Raw genomic sequence first — 20,793 nt, forward strand, 5'->3', positions numbered from 1 at the left:
CTTATTTCATTGTGCTATGCGATAATTCTATTATGCCTGCAATAAAAAAATCTCTCTTATCTGTGACCGCGCTGGCGATGTTTGTCAGCACCGCGTCATATGCAAATACTGATACCGCTCAAAAAACCGATTTCCTGCTGATCGGCGGCGGAATTATGAGCGCCTCCCTGGGGACCTGGCTGCATGAATTACAGCCGGACTGGAAACAGGTGATGGTCGAGAAACTGGATGGCGTTGCGCTGGAATCCTCTAACGGCTGGAACAACGCCGGGACCGGTCACTCAGCGAACATGGAGCTGAACTATACGCCGGAGCGTCCGGATGGTTCCATCGATGTCAGCAAAGCGCTGGATATTAACGAGCAATTTATGATCTCCCGTCAGTTCTGGACGGCGCAGGTTAAACGCGGCATTTTGCACGATCCGCACGCCTTTATTAATTCCACACCGCATATGAGTTTCGTCTGGGGTGATAATGTCGAGTATCTGCAAAAGCGTTATACGGCATTGCAGCAAACCACACTCTTCCAGGGGATGAAATTCTCTACCGATCACGCGCAAATTAAACAATGGGCGCCGCTGGTCATGGAAGGGCGCGACCCGCAACAAAAAGTGGCGGCGACCTGGACTCCGGTCGGTACCGATGTCAACTACGGTGAAATTACCCGTCAGCTGATCGGCAGCCTGAAGAAAAATAATAATTTCACGCTGCAAACCTCTGCCGAAGTGACCGATTTTAAACGTAATGCCGATAATTCCTGGCACGTGACGATTAAAAACGTCAATAGCGGCCAGGAGCAGGCGATCGACGCGAAATATGTCTTTATCGGCGCCGGTGGCGGCGCGCTGAAATTACTGCAAAAAACCGGTATTCCGGAAGCTGATAATTATGCGGGCTTCCCGGTTGGCGGCTCCTTCCTGATGACCGAAAATCCGGACGTGACGAAGCAACATCTGGAAAAAGTGTACGGTCAGGCCTCCGTTGGCGCACCGCCGATGTCGGTTCCGCACCTGGATGCCCGTTTCATTGATGGTAAGCGCGTGGTGCTGTTCGGACCGTTTGCGACCTTCTCGACCAAATTCCTCAAAAATGGTTCATTTATGGACCTGCTGAGCACCACCACCACCGATAACGTGCTGCCGATGACCCATGTCGGTCTCGACAACTTCGATCTGGTGAAATACCTGGTCAGTCAGGTGATGTTGAACGATGATGACCGTTTTGCGGCGCTGAAAGAGTACTATCCGGACGCGCGTAAAGAAGACTGGAAACTGATCCAGGCCGGTCAGCGCGTGCAGATTATCAAGAAAGATGCCGACAAAGGCGGAGTCCTGAAGCTCGGTACCGAAGTCGTGGTCGATCAACAAAAAACCATCTCTGCGCTGCTCGGGGCATCGCCGGGCGCATCTACCGCGGCACCGATCACCCTTAACGTCCTTAAGCAGATGTTCCCGGAGCAGTTTGCCTCTGCGCAGTGGCAGAGCCGCATTCACGCTATCGTACCGAGCTACGGGCAGAAGCTGAACGATAATCCGGCCCTGACGCAACAGGTATGGGATGACACCGCCGCGACGCTGCAACTGGTGAAACCGCCGGTCATCGACATGAGCAAGACTCAGCCTGCGGTGACCACCGCGAAGCCGGCCGAGGCAAAACCTGCGGAGTCGGCACAGCACGATATGGCGCTGTAATCTGACTTCACGCTCGCCAGAAAGCATGCCAGTTGGTTCATCGCCGACTGGCATTTTTTTTGGCGGATGCCGACTGCCTGCGCGTACCTCCTGGCTCACTGCTTGTCCCGTCGCTGAACGTGCGCCCCGTTAAAACTTTCGCCGCGGTTTGTGGTTATACTGGCTTGAATTGACAAGAAAAAGACGCAAATGCGGGGCGCAGGTAATGAAAGACGACATTAATCAGGAGATAACCTTTCGCAAACTGTCGATATTTATGATGTTCATGGCTAAGGGGAATATCGCCAGAACCGCCGAAGCCATGGGGCTGAGCGGAGTGAGCGTTCATCGGGCGCTGCATACCCTGGAAGAAGGGGTGGGCTGCTCGCTGTTTGTGCATAAGGGGCGAAATTTACTGCCGCTGGCGGCGGCCTGGACGCTGCTGGAGTACTGCCAGGATGTGACCAGTTTAATGACCCGCGGGCTGGAAGCGACGCGCAAGGTGGCCGGCGTTGGTCAGGGGCGTTTGCGCATCGGCACGCTCTACTCGCTGACGCTGGAGACGGTGCCGCGGATAATCATGGGCATGAAGCTGCGACGACCCGAACTGGAGCTCGATCTGACCATGGGATCCAACCAGATGCTGCTGGATATGCTGGAAGACGATGCCCTTGACGCCATTCTGATTGCGACCAATGAAGGGGAGTTCAGCAACTCCGCCTTTGACGTGGTACCGCTGTTTGAAGACGATATTTTCCTCGCCGCACCGGCGGTGGAGAAACTCGATACCGTGCTGCCTGCCGACCTGCGCGATTACGCAGACCGCAAGTTTGTCTCGCTGGCCGAAGGATTTGCCACCTATGCCGGGTTCCAGGAAGCCTTTCAGGTAGCGGCATTCGAACCCGAAATTGTGACCCGGGTGAACGATATCTTCTCAATGATTAGCCTGGTGCAGGCCGGCGTTGGTTTTGCGCTGCTGCCGGGACGGATGAAGAAAGTGTATGAAAACGATGTGCAGCTGTTAAAGCTGGCGGAACCCTACCAGATGCGCCAGCTGATCTCTATCGTCTATGCCCACCATCGTGAACGTGACGCCGACCTGCTGGCGCTGGCGGCGGAAGGGCGAATGTACGCCCGCAGCCTTAACCGTTAAGCCGCCGCGCCAGATGGCGGGCGACCGCCACACTGCTGCTCTCAAGAGCCAGGCTCTCTCCCTGCCAGCCCGCCTGGCGGGTGAGGCAGGTCAGCACGCCGCCGGGCGGCATCTCTATCGCCAGCCGGGCATCGCGCTCCTGGGCGGCGACGACGGTATCCTGCCAGCGCACCGTCCGCGCCATATTCATCGCCAGATCGTCGGCGATCCGCTGCGGATCCCACAGTACCCGCGCGGTGGAGCCGCTCAGGTAAGCGCAGCGCGGGCGCTGCAACGAGACCCGGGTGAACGCCTGCGCCAGCGCCGCCGCCGGAGTGTCCAGCAGCGCGCAGTGTGACGGCACGCTGACTGCCAGCCGCTGAGCTTTGGTGGCGCCGATGGCCAGCGCCTTCTGCGCCACGCGCGCCATCGCCTCATCGGTACCGGCAATCACAATCTGCGTGTCGGCATTAAGGTTAGCGATGTAGGTTTCACCCGCGAGCAGCAGCGCCGCCACCCGATCCTGCGTCAGTCCCATAATCGCGGTCAGACCGTAACCGTGCGGATAGGCCTGTTCCATTAAATCGCCGCGTAGCGCCACCAGGCGCAGTGCGCTGGTGAAATCCAGTGCCCCGGCAATGACCGCGGCAGGAAAGGCGCCGATCGACAACCCGCTGACGATATCCGGCTGGACCCCCTGGCGCTGGAGTTCCCGCGCCCAGGCAACCCCGGTGATGAGCAGGCACAGCTGCACGGCCCGGGTGTGCCTGAGCGCTGCGGCGCTATCTAAGGTGACGAGTTCTTCCCCAAGTATACTGCGGGCCTCGGCGAGGATCGCCTCACGGTCGGGAATGGCGTCGAGCATACCTGGACGCTGGTTTCCCTGACCGGGAAAGGTAAAGAAAATATTCATGTTTCCTCCCTGTACCAGGGCGTATCGGTCAGGCGCGCGCCCCGGGACGTTTTCAGCAATACGCGACCATCGCGCAGCCATTCATTCAAGGCAAAGGCGCCGAAGGGCGTTTCAATCTGGGTGTCGGCCCGACACGGCAGCTTCGCAACCTGCGCCTGCCATTGCCGGAGTTCATCATCAGTCAGCGGCATGGGGGCGCGGATCAGTAAATCGAGATCGCTATCGGCGTGCAGAACGGGAATTTCGCTGGCCAGCGCATAACCGGTGCTGCCGGTAATGCCCCACAGCCACGGCCATGCAAAGGTCGTCAGTAAAATAGCCGCCTGAACCGGCGGCTGGGAGACAAACGGCGAGTGCAGCAGGCGTTCGCGGTCGGTGAGCGCTTCCGGCGTCACCACGCGCGAAACCGCCTCGGCCTTCACCCACCCGGCGGCGCGCTGCTCGCGCTTCATACCGCGCACGCCCACCGCAATATCATGGTTTTCATTGACATCGCGCCGCACCACTACCGGTAAACCGGGGTGCCACTGGGTTGCCACCCAGGGCTCCTCAACGTTCAGTAAGGCGTCGGCGTTGTTCAGCCACAGTAAATCGTGCGGGCGCGGGGCAAAGGTCATATCAGAGTCCTGAAGTCAGGGTAATAAACAGCGGTAACGACAGGATACACAGAACGGAGCTCAACAGCAGCACGGCTTCGGCATCCGGCGACTGGACGCCAAAGCGGTTGCCGAACACCACGCCGAAGAAACCGGCAGACAGGGCAATCATCAGAATCGCGGTGATCGCCACCGAACCGTGCAGACCGAAGGCCAGTACGATACCCCAGGCGATAAACGGCTGGATCAGCAGTTTGGCAATGGTTGCGATGCCGACCATCGCATTCAGTTTCAGCTTACGGGCAGAGAGGATCACCCCGGTCAGGAACAGCGCGGCCGCGGTGGCAGACAGCCCCAGCGGTTTGATTGCCGCCAGCAGCAGGTCCGGCATGGCGATGCCGATAGCCGAAAGGATAACGCCGAGCAGCGGGCCCATGACGATAGGTTTTTTCAACGAACGCCACATCAGCACCGGCAGCATCGCCAGGGTAGAACCGCTGTTTTCCCCGGCGGCGCGCGCTTTTTCGCGTTCAAGGATCAGCAGGCAGAACGGAGTCATCAGCACCGAGCCGCAGGCAATGGACACCGCCACGGACAGCGAAGTGGCGGAGCCTTCGCCCAGCACGCTGCCGAGAATGGGCAGACCGAGCGCGGCGTAATTCGGCAGCGCCACGGTGAGGGTCAGCACCGCCGCGTCCTGCGGCGATTTTTTAAACACCCCGGTGGCGAGAAAATAGATCGCCGCATAGGTTATCCACATGGCGCCGGTCAGCACCACAATCAGCGGGGACTGCGCGACGATACCCGCCCACGGCGTCTGCACGGTGGCGCTGAACAGCGCGGCAGGCAGGGCAAAGTCCATGACAAAGATATTCAGGAGCGATACGTTTTTGTTGTCGACCATTTTGGCTTTGCCAGCCCAGAAGCCCAGCAGCATGATGATAAAAATCGGCGCCAGGGCATGAACAATTACATAAGTCATAGAGTAATCACCTGTAGATAAAAAAAGAGATACGCGTCGTCCTTCGGCTGCCCGCCTCCCGCCCCCCAGCCACTTATTCAAGTCAGCTCATGGGGATTGGCTCAGTGCCGCCTTGCTCCAGCGTGAATGATTCAGCGTATTGGGCTAATTGCGATGTTTTTAATTTTCTAAAAGCAGCGAGCCGTGGGCGCTATGCTGCGCCCGACGGTCGCCGCTTTCGGCAGGTCTTTTTTTACGTACTTCTGATGCAGCTCGTTACCAGCTGGCGCGCATCCGTTCGCGGACCAGGGCAGAGCTACGGCGATTTTCCGCGCCGAGGCGGTTTTGCAACGTGGGGTCTTTACGCGCATCGGCAATGGCTTTTTGCACGGTTATCTCCACCAGCGCCAGGTCAGCATCAGACGGGGCATCCGGGTTGCTGAGATTGAGCAGGTCGGAGAGCAGGCCGAGGGTGGCGTAGTTGCTGACGTCGTAGGCCATGGGGGGAATGGTCGCCGCCAGTTTTTCCAGCGCTTCGACGGTGCGTAGCGTGATCCGTGCGGCGGACGCTTTGCCCATCGCATGCACCAGCACGCCTTTGTCGTTGATGGCAATCAGGCGGTTGGCCTGGTAGCCGTGCGCCAGAAACGCGCCGGACATCGCCTTGCCGACGATCAGACCGATCACCGGATGGCCCGCGAGGCGCGCTTTTGCATACGCGCCCGCGGCACCGGCCAGCGCCTGGTGAATACCGAACGCCTCTTCGCGGCGGCCATAGGCCTGGCTCGGGACGTCAATCACCGCCACAATCGGGCGTTTGACATCGCTGTTAGCGTCGGCAGCGAGGGTTTCATTGACCACTTTCGCCAGCGTCCAGCCTTCCAGCAGACCCACTTCGCCTTTGGCGGCGCGCGGGTAGTGGTTGTTGGCGTCCGGCACCACGGCGATGAAGCGTACGGCCTCATTGTTCAGCTCCCCGTCGGCAACTTGTACGGACGGGCAAAGACCGCTCATGCGCGGCGCATTCGGCGCCAGTTTTTCCAGCCATACGGCGCCACGGCTATTGGACTGCGTCATCATTTCACCTCCCGGGCAAAAAGCTGTTTGATCTGCGCGGTATCCGCCTGCTGGCGGGTATCGAAGTGGGTCAGGCGGGCGAGGTAATCCGCATAGTTATCGCTGCGGTTTTGTGCCGGGACGCCTCTGGCAATGGCCTCATTCAGCGCCGATTTCACCGCCTTGACGCCGTCGCCGACCAGCGCATCGACCAGCCCGCTGGCATAACGGATTTCGCCGCCGGTCATGCTCCAGATAAACGGGCGATCGCGAGAGTCGTACTCGTCAATACCCGCTTCCTGCTCGATGACCTGCGGGCCGTTGAGGCCCAGACGCGCTTCGCGGGTGACAATCAGGTAGCTGCACAGCGCGGCGGCGATGGACATCCCGCCGAAGCAGCCGACGGTGCCGGCGATAATGCCGACCACCGGGGTGTAGCGACGCAGGTCCACAATCGCCGCATGAATGTCGGCGATGGCTGCGAGACCGAGGTTAGCCTCCTGCAGGCGCACGCCGCCGGTTTCGAGGCACAGCACCGCCAGCGTCGGGATGCCGTTGCGGTTGTCTTCTGCCGCCAGCTCCAGCGCCGCCGCCATTTTCGCGCCGGAGACTTCGCCCATGCTGCCGCCCTGGAAAGTGCCTTCGATGGCGATTGCCACCGCGGACTGACCGTTGATGGTGCCGCGAGCGACCACCATGCCATCGTCAGACTGCGGGACGACGCCCTGCGGTGCCAGCCACGGCGACATTATCCCGGCGAACGGATCGAGCAGTTCGCGGTAGCTGCCCTCATCAAGCAGCGTCCGGGCGCGTTCACGGGCGCGTAATTCAATAAAGCTGCGGTCGTTACGCATGGTTAACCTCCTCAAAAATCTGTTCGATGCGAATGCGCGCCACACCCGGCGTCGCGCCGAAGTCGTGAATAATCAGCGTGCCTGCCGGCAGGCCGTTGGTCAGGTTCAGGCGGTCAAACAGCGCGTTCCAGCGGTGAGTGCTGTTGTCCACGGAGGTGGTGATATCAATGTTGAGCGTGTCACCGACTGCCGCGGTGAACAGCACTTCCATATCACCGGAGCCAACGACGCCTGCCAGGGCTTTACCACTCAGGGTGCGGCTGGCAGGGAATGACAATGTAATGTGTTCCATAACATCCTCTTTAAAATGAGCAAGACGCGGGCTGGCTGACCCTGTCGAGAAACAGCGTGGCGGCGAGCAAATCGGCGGCGCCGCCGGGAGAGGCGTTGAGCGCGAGCATCTGTGCGTCGAGTCCGGCGAGCGCTTTGCGGCCCTGAACCGTGGCGCTGCCGCCAGCAGTCAGCACGGCGCGCGCGCCGCTCTGCATCGCTATAAGGCCGGGCATCCCGGCACGGGAAAGGACGCAGGTATCGCTGAGCGAGGTCATGACCGCCATCAGCGCGTCAAGACGAGCCGCGTTTTCACCGGCGCCCTGTGCGCGGCTGCGCAACAGCTGGGGCAGCGCCAGTTTCATCACGTGCGGGAACGCCTGCTGCGCTTCCTCACGCGCGCCCGGTACCCGGTAGCGGTGCGTCGCCTTCAGCCCTTTGCTGAAGACTTTCGGCGCAGCGCTGTCCGGCAGACGGGCGAGCAGGGCGGCAGTGTCCGCAATCTGCTGCGCGCTGGCGTTGGCGCTTAACATCGCGCTCGCGCTAACCAGTAACCCCAGCGCCCAAATGGCGCCGCGATGGGTATTCACGCCGTCGGTGGCCGCCATCATCTGCCGTTCGCCTTCGCGTCCTAAACGACCAACGCTTTCGCGCAGGGCGATGTCGGCCGGACGCAGCCAGCTCTGCCGGGCCAGTTGCAGAAACGTCGGGGTCAGGCTGTGCGCCGAGCGTTCCATCAGATCTAACGACAGGTCGTGATGAGCGCCGTTTCCCCGGCTGTCCACCAGACCCGGCTTCGGACTTAATCGCGCTTCGTCGATCAGGCAATCGCGGGCGATCAACGCCAGCTTCTCGACCTGCGCCTCGGCATGAGTCTGTGACAGGAGTTTCATTACCAGCTCCGGAATTTGGCAGGTGGGTTGTAAAGACCCTCGGACCATTCGACCAGGTCGGCAACGCTGCCGGCGGCGAGCAGGGAGCGGGTCGCATCGCTGCGGCGAATACCGATATCTTCCGGATAGACCACTTTGCCGCTGCGACGCAGTTCGGCGACGCGACTGGCGTCGACGCCCAGCCCGATGTCGGTGATGCCGGCAACGGCGGCAACCATCGCCCGCCGCTCTTCGAGGCTCTCCGCGCGGTAGAGATAGGCAATGCCTTCTTCGGTCAGCACATGGGTGACGTCATCGCCGTAGATCATCACCGGCGCCAGCGGCATACCGGAGGATTTCGCTACTTCAACGGCATCGAGTTGTTCGACAAAGGTCGGCTTCACGCCAGCCTGGAAAGTTTCGACCATCTGCACCACCAGCTTTTTGCCGCGCTGCATCGGGTCCGGTTCGGTTATCATGTTCAGCCAGGCTGGCGTCGCATGACGACGACCGTGCGGGTCATGGCCCATGTTCGGCGCGCCGCCGAATCCGGAAAGACGGCCGCGGGTGACGGTAGAGGAGTTGGCGAGACCATCAACCTGTAGGGTCGAGCCGATAAACATATCGACCGCGTACTGACCCGCCAACTGGCAGAAGGCACGGTTAGAACGCATGGAGCCATCGGCGCCGGTAAAGAACACATCCGGGCGGGCGCGGATGTACTCTTCCATTCCCAGTTCGCCGCCAAAACAGTGCACGCTTTCCACCCAGCCGCTTTCAATCGCTGGGATCAGCGTCGGATGCGGGTTCAGCGTCCAGTGTTTACAGATTTTGCCTCGCAGCCCCAGCTGTTCGCCATAGGTCGGGAGCAGCAGTTCAATGGCGGCGGTGTTAAAGCCGATCCCGTGATTGAGCGACTGTACCTGGTGTTCGGCGTAGATGCCTTTAATCGCCATCATCGCCATCAGAATATGTTCTTGCTTAATCAGGCGCGGGTCGCGGGTAAAGAGAGGTTCGATAAAGAACGGTTTGTCGGCCACCACCACGTAGTCAATCCACGAGCCGGGGATATCGACGCGCGGCAGGTCGCACTCGTCATCCACCAGTTCGTTGACCTGGGCGATAACGATCCCGTCGTGGAAGGCGGCGGCCTCGACCAGCGCCGGGGTATCTTCGGTGCTGGGACCGGTGTAAAGGTTGCCTTTGCGGTCGGCTTTATACCCGGCGATCAGCGCGACGTTCGGCGACAGGTCGACATACAGGCGCGAGTAAAGCTCGATGTAGGTGTGAATCGCGCCAATTTCCAGCAGACCATCTTCCAGCAGCTGCGAAATCCGCAGGCTTTGGGTGCCGGAGAACGAGAAGTCGAGTTTGCGGGCAATCCCTTTTTCGAAGAGATCCAGATGTTCACTGCGCCCGACGCTGGGCATGATCATATGCAGATTGTGGACTTTCGCCGGATTGACCGCCGCAAGCCCGCGGGAGAGAAAATCGGCCTGTTTCTGGTTATTGCCTTCAAGCACCACGCGGTCGCCGGGAGCAATCAGTTTCTCCAGCGCATCCACCAGACCGTCAGTGGGAATTACCTTGCCCTGCACCGGAAGGGAGGCAACGCGCCGCGCTTTCTCGCTGCGGCGTGTGTTCCAGTTCCGGGCCGGAGTTTGGCCAGCATTCATTATTAACCTCCTGATTCAGCAAATCATTTTTTGCCTGGATTTATGCTGCAGTCAGTCTGCTCCGTAAGGGGTAGCGCATCAATTAAGCTGAAGCGCAGATTGTTAGTCTGAGAGTAATAATTGCCTGGGTGATTATGTGACGGGGATCGAAGATGGGGGTTGGGACGTAGGCTATGGGGGAAGATGGGGGAAATCTCCGCCAGCGTTACAACATCAGTATCCGATGATGCGTCCAGCGATTATTGCTATGTGGGCCATGAAACCTTATCGAAAAGGCGCTGGCATTCGAACAGCAGCGTGGATAGTTTCTTCTCAGGGTCTGGTTCACGGCCTTAAGCATGCCCCTTACATTCTGATATTTCATGGGGAGAGCGGCTTGTGTGAGGGCGTTTCCGGAAAATTTTCCCCGTGACCCGGTAAAAAAACCACCGGCCGCTGCAAAAGGGCGAAATGACTCATATCGGGCAGAATCGTCAACGTGCCGGACAGATACATGGCATGATCGGATGTGATAAATTCGTTATGCTCACTCAGAACAGCGTCGGCCGCGCCTGTGATGATAAGTCCGCCAGCCACAGAGGGGGAAGCTAAGACGCCGGGAATACTTGCCGCTGGCGGCATTGCGCCGCCAGCGTGAACGCCAGCCTAGTGACTTAAATCGCTCAGCAGGACGGCAATACTCCGCCCGCCGGGACTCTGCTCAAGCGCGATTTTAACAATGATCGTCAACGGGACGGAAAGCAGCATGCCAACGGGCCCCAGCAGCCATCCCCAGAAAATCAACGACAGAAAGACCACCAGCGTTGATAGCCCCAGACCGCGCCCCATGATCCGCGGCTCAAGAATATTCCCGAAGACCAGGTTAATCACCAGGTAGCCTGCCAGCACCACCAGCGCCTCGTACAATCCGCCGAACACCAGCACCTGCAAAATGGGCGGAATGGCGGCCAGGACCGAGCCAATATTCGGAATATAGTTGAGAGCAAACGCCAGCAGCCCCCACATAAAGGCGAAGCGAACGTCCAGCAGTACCAGCATGCCCCAGACCACCATCCCGGTTACCAGACTGATGGCGGTTTTTAGCACCAGGTAGTGAGAGACGCTGTCGATCGCGCGCTGGATGGCGCCCATACCTTCCACCGGCCTGGACATCAATTGTTGCAGCTTAGCCGGCAGTTGGGGAACTTCCAGCAGCATAAAGACCACCGTCAGCAGCAAGAGGAAGATGGAGGACATGGCGTTTGACAACTGGGTAAGCAGGCTGGTCACCATCGTCATGACCGCGTTGGGGTCGATGTATTTATTCAACTCGACAACGGAAACGGTAAACCCAAAGCGCTGTAGCCAGGGCGTCACGGTTTGTACCGGCTCGTTGAGCGAGGCGCGGTACTGCGGCAGCGTGCGCGCCAGTTCATTCAGCGAGGTACCTAATGAGGCCAGCAACACCACCGCCAGCATGACAATCGCGCTGACTAACAACGAAATGGCCAGCACGCGCGGGACCCGACAGCGCATCATCAGCCGCACTACGGGGTTAATGACCACGGCGAGGAACAGCGCAAGGATGAACGGGACGATGATATCCGCGGCAAAGCGGATACCGGTGAGAATGATGACCAGCATGCCCAGCATGATGACAATCTTTAATCCATTAAGCGTAATGATGGGTTTAGCCATGTGTGTCCCTGAAAAAATGACCGGATTTTCCTCACAGTGTAGACCCGAATGCGCGGGTAAAATCAGCAAAAACTGCATCGGTCGGGCAGACTAACTGCCCTTGCTAAAACGTCTACGATGGTGAAAACAATTCGGTGGCGAAAATAAAATACTGAAGCGCCATCATAATGGCGATTGGCATCAGTAAAAGCTAATCAAAATCAAATGACAGACGTAAAGAAGTGCAAAGACTTTGAGTATAATGTAGCATTATGGTACAAATTTACCGTGTATAACTACCGAGGACAATACTCATCCGCAATGACGAGAAGCAATACCGCGGATAATTGTAATTTTATGGACAATCAGTTCAGGATGTATATTTCGACTCACCCTGCAGTTTCCTTCCCTGGCTGCCGCTTTGTCGGCGAGCAACACTGGCGCTCCGCGCTTTAGTCCTTTCTCTCTGCCTGAGCTGGCGCACTGCGCACGGCTAAACAATCTCAGAATTTTTCCGGTTTACCTTCGCTGTAAGCCGTAGTGGATTATATTCTCTAGCAGGAGAAGGATTATGTTTTATTGGATGTTATTAGCTTTTGCAATCGTTGCTGAAATTATCGGCACCCTTTCTATGAAGTGGGCCAGCGTCAGCGGTGGGCACACCGGCTTTATTTTAATGCTGGTAATGATTGCGCTTTCCTATATATTTTTGGCTTTTGCCGTTAAAAAAATCGCCCTCGGCGTGGCCTATGCCCTGTGGGAGGGGATTGGTATTTTGCTGATCACTTTATTCAGCGTCCTGCTGTTTGATGAAGCGCTTTCGCTGGTCAAAATGGCTGGCCTGGCGACGTTGGTGGTCGGGATTGTGTTAATTAAATCCGGTAGCCAAAAAAAGGCGAAGCAGCCAACGGAGGCGGCCCATGCAACAGTTTGAGTGGGTTCATGGCGCCTGGCTGGCGCTGGCTATCGTGCTGGAAATTAGCGCTAACGTCTTTTTGAAATTCTCAGACGGTTTTCGTCGTAAAGTCTACGGCATATTGTCGCTGCTGGCGGTGCTGGGGGCCTTCAGCGCGCTGTCCCAGGCGGTGAAGGGGATTGACCTGTCGGTGGCCTATGCGCTGTGGGGCGGCTTCGGTATTGCCGCCACTCTTGCGGCGGGATGGATTTTATTCGGCCAACGCTTAAACCATAAAGGCTGGATTGGCGTGATATTGCTGGTGACCGGCATGGTGCTGATTAAACTGGCGTAATCTGCTGCCGCCTGTTTTCCGCAGGCGGCAAAATTTGTTCTCTGTAGTATCATTTAAAAAAGTACTGGCGCTGCGTTTACCTTCAGCCGTGATGAGGACAAAGAATGGTTAATTTGCCTGGCTGGCGCAATCTTCCCTCGGCCAAAACGCTTTCGGTTATGATCTTCCTCGCCGGTATCGGGCTTATTGTTTCTGTTATTTCTTTAATCTATCTTTCCCAGCATCTGATTAGCATTAAAACAAATGAAATTGACCGACATCGCTCCGTTCTTTCCGTGGATGGCGCGGTGCAAACATCGGTCAACCGCGTCCTTTCGCTGGTACTGGATAACTCGATATGGGACGAGGCGGTGAAACAAACCTATGCCCCGATGCTGAATACCGGCTGGCTGTATGACTCCTGGGGCTCGGGCTTCAAAATCAACAATCTTTACGACGGCACCTTTGTGCTCGATCAGCATTATCGCGTGCTGTGGGGATCGTTTCGCAGCCAGTCCTTTAATGAAACCGACACCCGCTTTTTTGGCAGCGGTTTGCAATCGCTTATCGCCCGGAACGCTGAAGCATTGCGCAGCGGCAAAGGCGCCTACGCCGGTATTACCCGTACTCGTGAAGGCATTGCTTTTATCGGGATCGGGCTGATTCGCCCGACGCTGGGGCGCTTACAGGTGCATGATGATACCCGTCGCTACCTGGTGGTGACCCGGCATATCAATGCCGGGATGCTGCAAACGCTGGGGAATACCTTTCAGATTAACGGCCTGCATGAGACGCAGGGCAGCAGCGAATATAGCATTCCGCTGCGCACCCATGCCGGAGAGATCATCGGCTATCTCAGCTGGCAGCCGCGTCTGCCCGGTGCGGAAGCGGCGCACGCGGCGTCGAACAGTATCCGGCTTATCGCCATAGTGGCCGCCAGCCTGATCCTGCTGTTTATCCTCTTCAGCTGTCTCGGGCTGTACAAACTGTCGTGTGGCGAGAAGCTGGCGCGCAATATCGCGCTGACTGACTGGCTTAGCCAGTTGCCCAACCGGCGGGCGCTGATCGGCCGACTGAATCAGCAGTGCGAAGAGCCGCAGCAGGTGACCCAGTGCGTGGTGTTTATTGACCTCGACGGGTTTAAGGATGTCAACGATAACTACGGGCATGACGTTGGCGACGCGCTGATTGCTCATATTGCCCGCGCGCTACAGGAGCGGGTCCCGGGCGACGGCCTGCTGGCCCGTATGGGCGGCGATGAATTTGCCATGACCATCAGCGGAGAGCTGGCGGTGGATCAGGCATCGGCTTTTGCGTGGGCGGTACTGGAGATGCTGAAATCGCCGGTGAAGCTCAATGAGCGCAAAATTTACATCAGCGCCAGTATCGGCATTGCCAGCGGTTCTCCCGCGTCCTGTTCGAGCACCGAGTTGTTTCGCCGGGCCGATATTGCGATGTATCACTCGAAAAAATCGGGGAAAGGGCGCACCTCCTGGTATGACGAAACCCTTAACGATACCCGGCAGTACCAGCTGAATATCGAAAACGGCATTCGCCAGGGGCTGGAAAACGATGAGTTTGATGTCTGGTACCAGCCGATTGTGAACGCCGATACCCTGGAGATGGAGGGCGTCGAGGCGCTGCTGCGCTGGCCGCGCCGACCGGAAGGGCCGCTGCCGCCGGATGTCTTTATCGGCATTGCGGAAAGCAGCGGTCTGATTTATGCGCTGGGGCAGTTTGCGCTCTACCGGGCCTGCTGCGATCTCCAGCCCATCGGGGAATTGATGCTGTCGGTGAATATCTCGCCCGCACAGTTTCGTGACCCGGAGTTTGAAACGCGCGTCGTTCAGGTGCTCGCCCGCTGCCATTTTCCGGCTCGCCGGTTGCAAATTGAGGTGACCGAGAGCTATGTGATGGAAAACCCCGCTCGCGCCCTTGCGGCGATTGAAAATTTGAAAGCGCTGGGGGCGGCGGTTGCGCTGGATGATTTTGGCACTGGCTATTCCAGTATCGGCTATCTGCGCAGTTTTCGTTTCGATACGCTTAAGATTGATAAATCGCTGGCCGGGCTGGTGGATGTGGATGCCCAGGCCGCTGAACTGGTTCGCGGGACCGTACGCATCGCCAGCGCGCTGGGCATGACGGTGGTGGCCGAAGGGGTCGAGAATCAGCAGCAGCTGGCGCTGCTGCGACGGGCGGGATGCGATCGGTTGCAGGGTTTTTACTTCAGCGAACCGATGCCGATTAGCTCATTGTTACTGCTGCGCCAGCAGCAAGGCTGACCGTTTACTCGTTGGCCAGCGCTTCCAGCTTGTCACGAAAACCGGTCACCGAGATAGCCCGGTTATCCGCCCGCCAGCGATCTTTCGGGCCGGGAGCCGAACTCTGAACGGCAATGACCTGCCAGCCGGTATCGGTTTTTAACAGCAGCGGCGAACCGCTATCGCCGGGCAGCGTGTCGCACTGGTGCGACAGTACCGTGTTTTGCGCCCAGCCGGTCACAATACAGTCCTGATGGCTGTACAAATTATCCAGATGATCTTCCGGGTAGCCGGACTGAGTAACTTTTCTCTCAGACACCTTCAGCGCGGCGGTGAGAGCGGCTTTATCGCCGCTAAACAGCGGGATCGGCGTGATGCCGCCCGGCGCGTAGCGTAAAACGATCAAGCCAAAGTCCCAGGGCGCGGCGGCCGAGGGGACAATCCAGCCATCGCCATCGGCTTTGAGCCGTTTACCCAGCGACGGATCGACGCGACCTTCAATGCCGTGAATCTCATACACCCAGCCGCCCTTGCGGGAAATAAAGCGCAGCGCAACGGGTTTATCCGGCTTACCTTTTGGCGGCGTCAGCAGACAGTGACCGGCGGTCAGCGCCAGATGCGGTGAAATGAGGGTGGCGGTACACAGATTGCCACTGGCCGTTTCTAACTGACCAATGGCATCCCAGGGTTCCTCAGCCGGATTGTTGACCGGTTTGCGATCGTCATGACCGAAAAAAAGCGTCTTGATATCTTTCGCACTCATGCTGTCATCATCAGCGTGAGCAAACGGGGACAACAAACAAGAACACAGCAATAACAGTACGTCTTTACGCATATCACTCTCTGGGGAGAAATTATGTTTCTACATTGCATCCTTTCGCGTGCTTCACGCGGATGAAGCCGCCGGGATGATTTTGTGTATATTGACAGTAGCAGGAGATTTAAGTTTATGAAAGTTAAGAGTAATTTTAATCAAGGCCAACGGCGAACAAAATTAGCTCCAGACGGCTCTTTTTTGCGGAAGAATGAAGATAACTCAACCGGTTAGCGCGTCTCTCTCCGTGGCGTTATTTCCGCAGAAACCGCAGCGGGAAGCAACATAAATCGGGTTACGGAAAGTACCAAACCAGACGAAAATTAAGCAAGCGGGTCGCGCAAAGGGATCGGGAGTTTATTGCGCGGCCCGCGACGAAGGGCAGTAAAAACAGACATTTCTTCAGTTGAACATGCACTTCTTTACAGCATACTCAGTTGCTTTCAATGTGAAACATTTTCTCACCGCAAATATTGTTATTCCTCGCCTCCGTTGAGCAAACAGAGATGTTATCCCGGCGATGATATCAACTAATTCTTATTTCCGGTTTCGGGAGGATGTATGTCTAAAAAAGGTATTCGCGCGTTAGTTTATGTTTCTCTCGCGTCGGTTTTTATCTGGGGCGCAGCGGGATATCTGGTCGTGCAGGCTGTTCATGTCATGTAACCCGTCGGGGCCGACGTCACTCTGGCGCCTGGCCCCGACGGCTTAGTCCGTCCGGGAACGGCGCCGGGATATGCGCAAGTAAAAATTGATACAGCAGATCGACAGGCTGCGGATTGAGCGTGTGCTTTGGCCACACCAGATAATAGCCCTCGCCGGTTGCAACGGCTTGCGCAAACGGCAGCGCCAGCAGGCCGCTGCGAATGGCTTCCAGACTCAAAAAAAGATCGCCCACCGAGACGCCGTGCCCGCTCATGGCCGCCATGGTACCTTGTTCCAGACTATCAAAGACGATTCCCTGATTTATCCCGGTCTGCGCTGGCGTGTCGGCATGCTGTAGCCAGCGTCGCCAGTCGCGGCGATCGGTCGTTGGATGAATCAGCGGGCAGGATGATAAATCCTGGCGAGCGGCCTCGACCATCGCCGGGGCACAGACCGGAACCAGCCATTCGGCAAATAACAGCCCGTGGCAGGTCTCTTCGCCGAAATGACCATCGCCAAGCAAAATCGCGCAATCGTAAGGTTCGCGGGTGAAGTCGACGCTGTCTCTGTCCATCCACACGCTGCTCATCTCGATAACCGGCCGCGGATGCTGCTGGCGAAAGCGCTGCAACACATCCAGCAGCCAGCGCATGGTCAACGTCGACGGCGATTTCAGCCGCAGTTTGCCCGCCTGATGTCGCAAGGTCTGGCAGGCTCTGTCGATGGCGGCGAAGTTTTCCGCCAGCGCGCTGGCGAGCTGCCTTCCTGCGTCGGTGAGCGTCACTTTTGGCCCCTGACGGGTAAACAACTGGCAGTCGAACCAGGCCTCGAGCGTGCTGATATGACGGCTGACCGCCCCGGGAGTCACGTGCAGCGCCGCGGCGGCCGTGCTAAAGGAGCCAAGGCGGGCGGCGGTTTCAAAAGCGCGGAGGGCGTACAGCGGCGGCATCGACATATCGGTTAGTTTTCTATGTTGAGTAAAACTCACATTCAAACTCAGCCTTTGTCGTTTTTCAATCCTGAAATCTAAGTAGAAAATGCGCTGACCTGAAAAAAGAGAGTGAGTCAGTATCATGAACTATGCATTGATGGCGGGATACAGCATGACGGTGCTGGCGCTGATTGCGACACCGGGCCCGGTCGTGCTACTGGTGACCGGTTGCGCCGCCAGAGACGGGGCTTCATTGGCACTGCGTACGATGATAGGCAGCAATCTCGCGTCGCTGGTGCTGATGGCCGTTGCGGCAGCTATGTTGAGCGGCGCCGTGGCGATCCATCCCGATGTTCTGCTGCTGTTGGCGGCGCTGGGGTCCATCTATATTACGTGGCTTGCCCTGAGTATGTTGCGCGCACCGCACATAACGCCTGGCGCGGTGACCGCGCGAGGCGGCGTGTTGTCGGGGTTTGCCACTGCCCTGAGTAATCCCAAGGACATTCTGTTCTTTGTCGCGTTTTTCCCGCAGTTTATCCAGATAACCAGCGATGTCGGCCTGAGCCTTGGTCTGTTGAGCATTATCTGGGTGGTTATCGATCTTGCCGTGCTGTCGTTCTATATTCTCGCTATTCGTCGCTGGCTGGCCCCGACGTATACCTCTCGCTTAACGACAATTGCCGCCTGGTTTTTGCTGATCCTTGGGCTGTATGGCGTGGGATATCATTTCTGGCTGCTGGCAATCCGTTAGCCTTGCCCGCAGGAGGGGCAGCGGCCTGATTGGGGACCTGGAGCTCAAAACCAGCGCGTTGACGCGGTATTCACCGCGCAATCCAGGCAGTACGACAAGAGAGAACAATGTGGACGGCGGCGGGCGACGGCAACATGGGGAGACGCCGGGCCAGAGAGTCGCTGCGGGGAGTGATAAAGCGCCGCCCTGTTCAGTAGAGGAAAAAGCGGGTAGCAATCACCGCGCAGAGAATTAACAGGATCAGGATGAGCTCAAAACGATAGCGCCGCAGCATAAGTGCCCTCCAGAAAAAAACGGCGCTGAAACAGCGCCGGTTTATGATTAACCTGACTGACCGGAAATATTAAGCAGCCGGTTGTGCAGCAGGTTTAGCGGCGTGGTGTTTAGCAGCTTTGTGGTGTTTTTTCGCAGCCTGAGCTTTCTGTGCTACTGGTTTAGCAGCAGCTTTGTGATGTTTTTTCGCAGCCTGGGCTTTCTGAGCTACTGGTTTAGTTGCAGCTTTGTGATGTTTTTTCGCAGCCTGAGCTTTCTGCGCTACTGGTTTAGCAGCAGCTTTGTGGTGTTTTTTCGCAGCCTGTGCTTTCTGCTCAGCGGCTGGTTTAGCAGCGGCTTTGTGGTGTTTTTTCGCAGCCTGTGCTTTCTGCTCAGCGGCCGGTTTAGCAGCGGTTTTGTGCTCTTTCTTATGATGCACGGTTTTGGCAGTGGTGCTGTGAGTTGCAGCAGCCGGAGCCTGAGTGGTGCTTACTGCGTCAGCAGCGAAAGCAGCAGAAGACAGACCCATAGCAGCGGCAACGACCAGAGCTAATACTTTTTTCATTCTGATATCCTCGAAATTGTTTTTTCAGTGAACCCCACTGCGGGGCCGTTGAAAGAACTATATGCCTGTCTTTGCTGGCTTTCCGTGAGTGTTTGGTATCGGCATGTAACGATATGTACAACCGCTACTGAGACGAGGATAGTGCGCTGAGCGCCGGGAGAACCCCGGCGCGACGGGCGGGCTTACAGGTAGCGTGCGGTGAGATGCTGGCGGAAATAATCGCTGTTCAGATCTTCCCCGGTGGCGTTGATAATCAGCTGTGAGGTGCTGAACCGACTGCCGTGCTGCCAGATGTTCTGCTGTAGCCAGGCAAACAGCGCCGAGAAATCGCCGTTGGCGATGTTGGCCTCCAGCTGCGGCAACGCGCGCTTCGCGGCGGCCATCAGCTGCGCGGCGTACATGGCGCCGAGGGTATAAGAAGGGAAGTAGCCAAATCCGCCATCGGTCCAGTGAATGTCCTGCATACAGCCGTTACGATAATTACCGGTGGTGGAAAGGCCCAGCCAGCTGCGCATTTTCTCATCCCACAGCGCGGGAATATCGTCCACCTCAATGTCGCCATCGATCAGCGCCCGTTCAATCTCGTAGCGCAGGATAACATGCGCCGGATAGCTGACCTCGTCAGCATCCACGCGGATATAACCCGGCTTGACGCGCTGGTTCCAGGCAATGAAATTTTCAGTGCTGAAGGCCGGCTGTTCGCCAAAACGCTGACGCACGGCAGGCAGCAGGCGTTTCAGGAAGGCATCGCTGCGCCCGAGCTGCATTTCGAAGAACAGACTTTGCGATTCGTGAATTGCCGTTGAGCGGGCCAGCGCCACCGGCTGATCGAGCCATTTACGCGGAAGGTTCTGCTCATAGCGCGCATGGCCGGTTTCGTGAATCACGCCGAACAGGGCGCTGAGCAGGTCCTCTTCGTTATAGCGGGTGGTGATGCGCACATCCTGCGGCACGCCGCCGCAGAACGGATGGGCGCTGATATCCAGACGTCCGCCATCGAAATCAAAGCCCAAAATGCGCATCGCTTCCAGCCCCAGTTCACGCTGTTCAGCGATCGGGAACGGGCCCTGCGGGGCAACCGGCGGGCGCAGGGACTGTTTTTCGACGACGCTGGCCAGCAGGGTCGGCAGCCAGGATTTGAGATCGGCAAACAAAACGTCAAGCCGCGCGCTGGTCATATCCGGTTCAAAAATATCCAGCAGGGCGTCGTAGCGGGAGCCGCCTTTCGCCCCGGCGCGAATCGCCGCTTCTTCACGACTCAGCTTGACCACCTCACGCAGGTTTTCGGCGAAACCTTCCCAGTCGTTCGCCGGACGCTGGCTGCGCCAGGCATGTTCGCAGCGGCTGCCCGCCAGTGATTTGGCCTCAACCAGACTTTCCGGCAGTAGTGCCGCCTGTTCGTACTGGCGGGTCATTTCGCGCAGATTAGCCTGTTCGACGTCATTCAGGTTTTCCTGGCATGCGTTGCGCAGCGCCTCAGCCACGCTTTTATCCGTCAGGATTTGATGTTGCAGCACGCCCAGTTCCGCCAGAGCCTCTCCTCGCGCGGCGCTGCCGCCTGGCGGCATCATGGCGAACATATCCCAGCCGGCGATAGCGCCGAGATGCGAGAAGCGAGAGAGACGCTGGAAAGTGCGGGTAAGCTGCTGATAGTTTTTGTTTTCAGTCATATTTAGTTTGGCCTGTTGC

The 20,793-nt window shown here is 57.8% G+C and carries 20 protein-coding genes; 6 read left to right on the top strand and 14 right to left on the bottom strand.

Features of this window, described 5'->3' with window-relative positions:
• The first annotated feature begins 77 nt into the window (after positions 1-77).
• Together mqo and Electrica_RS11565 are read left to right on the top strand one after the other, a co-directional pair.
• Positions 78-1,691 (top strand): malate dehydrogenase (quinone), encoded by a 1,614-nt coding sequence (gene mqo, locus Electrica_RS11560; RefSeq protein WP_266095184.1) that lies wholly within the window; start codon positions 78-80, stop codon positions 1,689-1,691.
• Positions 1,692-1,896: 205 nt separating this feature from the next.
• Positions 1,897-2,823, top strand: a complete 927-nt coding sequence (locus Electrica_RS11565; protein WP_131049622.1) for a LysR family transcriptional regulator — start codon at positions 1,897-1,899, stop codon at positions 2,821-2,823.
• Here Electrica_RS11565 and mdcH read toward each other — a convergent pair.
• The 9 genes from mdcH to Electrica_RS11615 all read right to left on the bottom strand — a co-directional run bounded on the left by mdcH (position 2,813) and on the right by Electrica_RS11615 (position 11,677).
• Positions 2,813-3,715: a malonate decarboxylase subunit epsilon gene (mdcH, locus tag Electrica_RS11570; protein WP_141964523.1), complete on the bottom strand. Its 903-nt coding sequence runs from the start codon at positions 3,713-3,715 to the stop codon at positions 2,813-2,815. The genes Electrica_RS11565 and mdcH overlap by 11 nt on opposite strands.
• Positions 3,712-4,332, bottom strand: a complete 621-nt coding sequence (locus tag Electrica_RS11575; protein ID WP_141964524.1) for a malonate decarboxylase holo-ACP synthase — start codon at positions 4,330-4,332, stop codon at positions 3,712-3,714. The genes mdcH and Electrica_RS11575 overlap by 4 nt, the downstream gene beginning before the upstream one ends.
• Position 4,333: 1 nt before the next feature.
• The gene (locus Electrica_RS11580; protein ID WP_100685044.1) at positions 4,334-5,293 is read right to left on the bottom strand and encodes an AEC family transporter; all 960 of its coding nucleotides are present in this window, start codon (positions 5,291-5,293) and stop codon (positions 4,334-4,336) included.
• Between the two features lie 255 nt (positions 5,294-5,548).
• Positions 5,549-6,349, bottom strand: a complete 801-nt coding sequence (gene mdcE / locus Electrica_RS11585) for a biotin-independent malonate decarboxylase subunit gamma (protein WP_142255877.1) — start codon at positions 6,347-6,349, stop codon at positions 5,549-5,551.
• Positions 6,349-7,182, bottom strand: a complete 834-nt coding sequence (locus Electrica_RS11590) for a biotin-independent malonate decarboxylase subunit beta (RefSeq protein ID WP_131049619.1) — start codon at positions 7,180-7,182, stop codon at positions 6,349-6,351. The genes mdcE and Electrica_RS11590 overlap by 1 nt, the downstream gene beginning before the upstream one ends.
• Positions 7,175-7,474 (bottom strand): malonate decarboxylase acyl carrier protein, encoded by a 300-nt coding sequence (gene mdcC, locus Electrica_RS11595; RefSeq protein WP_141964525.1) that lies wholly within the window; start codon positions 7,472-7,474, stop codon positions 7,175-7,177. Before mdcC ends, Electrica_RS11590 begins: the two co-directional genes overlap by 8 nt.
• A gap of 10 nt (positions 7,475-7,484) precedes the next feature.
• Positions 7,485-8,345: a triphosphoribosyl-dephospho-CoA synthase gene (locus tag Electrica_RS11600; RefSeq protein WP_100685041.1), complete on the bottom strand. Its 861-nt coding sequence runs from the start codon at positions 8,343-8,345 to the stop codon at positions 7,485-7,487.
• The gene (gene mdcA / locus Electrica_RS11605) at positions 8,345-10,000 is read right to left on the bottom strand and encodes a malonate decarboxylase subunit alpha (RefSeq protein WP_141964526.1); all 1,656 of its coding nucleotides are present in this window, start codon (positions 9,998-10,000) and stop codon (positions 8,345-8,347) included. Before mdcA ends, Electrica_RS11600 begins: the two co-directional genes overlap by 1 nt.
• 645 nt (positions 10,001-10,645) lie before the next feature.
• The gene (locus Electrica_RS11615) at positions 10,646-11,677 is read right to left on the bottom strand and encodes an AI-2E family transporter (RefSeq protein ID WP_100685039.1); all 1,032 of its coding nucleotides are present in this window, start codon (positions 11,675-11,677) and stop codon (positions 10,646-10,648) included.
• A gap of 550 nt (positions 11,678-12,227) precedes the next feature.
• On the opposite strand from Electrica_RS11615, the gene mdtJ reads away from it, so the two are divergent.
• The 3 genes from mdtJ to Electrica_RS11635 all read left to right on the top strand — a co-directional run bounded on the left by mdtJ (position 12,228) and on the right by Electrica_RS11635 (position 15,167).
• A complete protein-coding gene (mdtJ, locus tag Electrica_RS11625) occupies positions 12,228-12,590 on the top strand; it encodes a multidrug/spermidine efflux SMR transporter subunit MdtJ (protein WP_131049614.1) in 363 nt (120 codons plus the stop codon).
• Complete coding sequence (gene mdtI / locus Electrica_RS11630; RefSeq protein ID WP_131049613.1) at positions 12,577-12,906, top strand: multidrug/spermidine efflux SMR transporter subunit MdtI; 330 nt, start codon at positions 12,577-12,579, stop codon at positions 12,904-12,906. Before mdtJ ends, mdtI begins: the two co-directional genes overlap by 14 nt.
• A gap of 104 nt (positions 12,907-13,010) precedes the next feature.
• Complete coding sequence (locus Electrica_RS11635) at positions 13,011-15,167, top strand: putative bifunctional diguanylate cyclase/phosphodiesterase (protein WP_131049612.1); 2,157 nt, start codon at positions 13,011-13,013, stop codon at positions 15,165-15,167.
• Positions 15,168-15,171: 4 nt separating this feature from the next.
• Here Electrica_RS11635 and Electrica_RS11640 read toward each other — a convergent pair whose 3' ends face one another.
• Positions 15,172-15,981: a trypsin-like serine peptidase gene (locus Electrica_RS11640; protein WP_160704895.1), complete on the bottom strand. Its 810-nt coding sequence runs from the start codon at positions 15,979-15,981 to the stop codon at positions 15,172-15,174.
• Between the two features lie 661 nt (positions 15,982-16,642).
• On the bottom strand, positions 16,643-17,560 hold the full coding sequence (locus Electrica_RS11645; protein WP_142255878.1) for a LysR substrate-binding domain-containing protein: 918 nt from the start codon (positions 17,558-17,560) through the stop codon (positions 16,643-16,645).
• 118 nt (positions 17,561-17,678) lie between these two features.
• Here Electrica_RS11645 and Electrica_RS11650 point away from each other — a divergent pair, with 118 nt between their 5' ends.
• A complete protein-coding gene (locus tag Electrica_RS11650) occupies positions 17,679-18,287 on the top strand; it encodes a LysE family translocator (protein WP_141964527.1) in 609 nt (202 codons plus the stop codon).
• A gap of 190 nt (positions 18,288-18,477) precedes the next feature.
• On the opposite strand, the gene ydgU is transcribed toward Electrica_RS11650, so the two are convergent.
• The 3 genes from ydgU to Electrica_RS11660 all read right to left on the bottom strand — a co-directional run bounded on the left by ydgU (position 18,478) and on the right by Electrica_RS11660 (position 20,774).
• A complete protein-coding gene (gene ydgU, locus Electrica_RS29450) occupies positions 18,478-18,561 on the bottom strand; it encodes a small membrane protein YdgU (protein ID WP_455428490.1) in 84 nt (27 codons plus the stop codon).
• Between the two features lie 69 nt (positions 18,562-18,630).
• On the bottom strand, positions 18,631-19,104 hold the full coding sequence (gene asr, locus Electrica_RS11655) for an acid resistance repetitive basic protein Asr (RefSeq protein WP_141964528.1): 474 nt from the start codon (positions 19,102-19,104) through the stop codon (positions 18,631-18,633).
• A 182-nt stretch (positions 19,105-19,286) separates the two neighbouring features.
• Positions 19,287-20,774, bottom strand: a complete 1,488-nt coding sequence (locus Electrica_RS11660; RefSeq protein WP_141964529.1) for a carboxypeptidase M32 — start codon at positions 20,772-20,774, stop codon at positions 19,287-19,289.
• Positions 20,775-20,793 lie beyond the last annotated feature (19 nt).

The organism is Klebsiella electrica (assembly GCF_006711645.1).
Lineage (GTDB): Bacteria > Pseudomonadota > Gammaproteobacteria > Enterobacterales > Enterobacteriaceae > Klebsiella > Klebsiella electrica.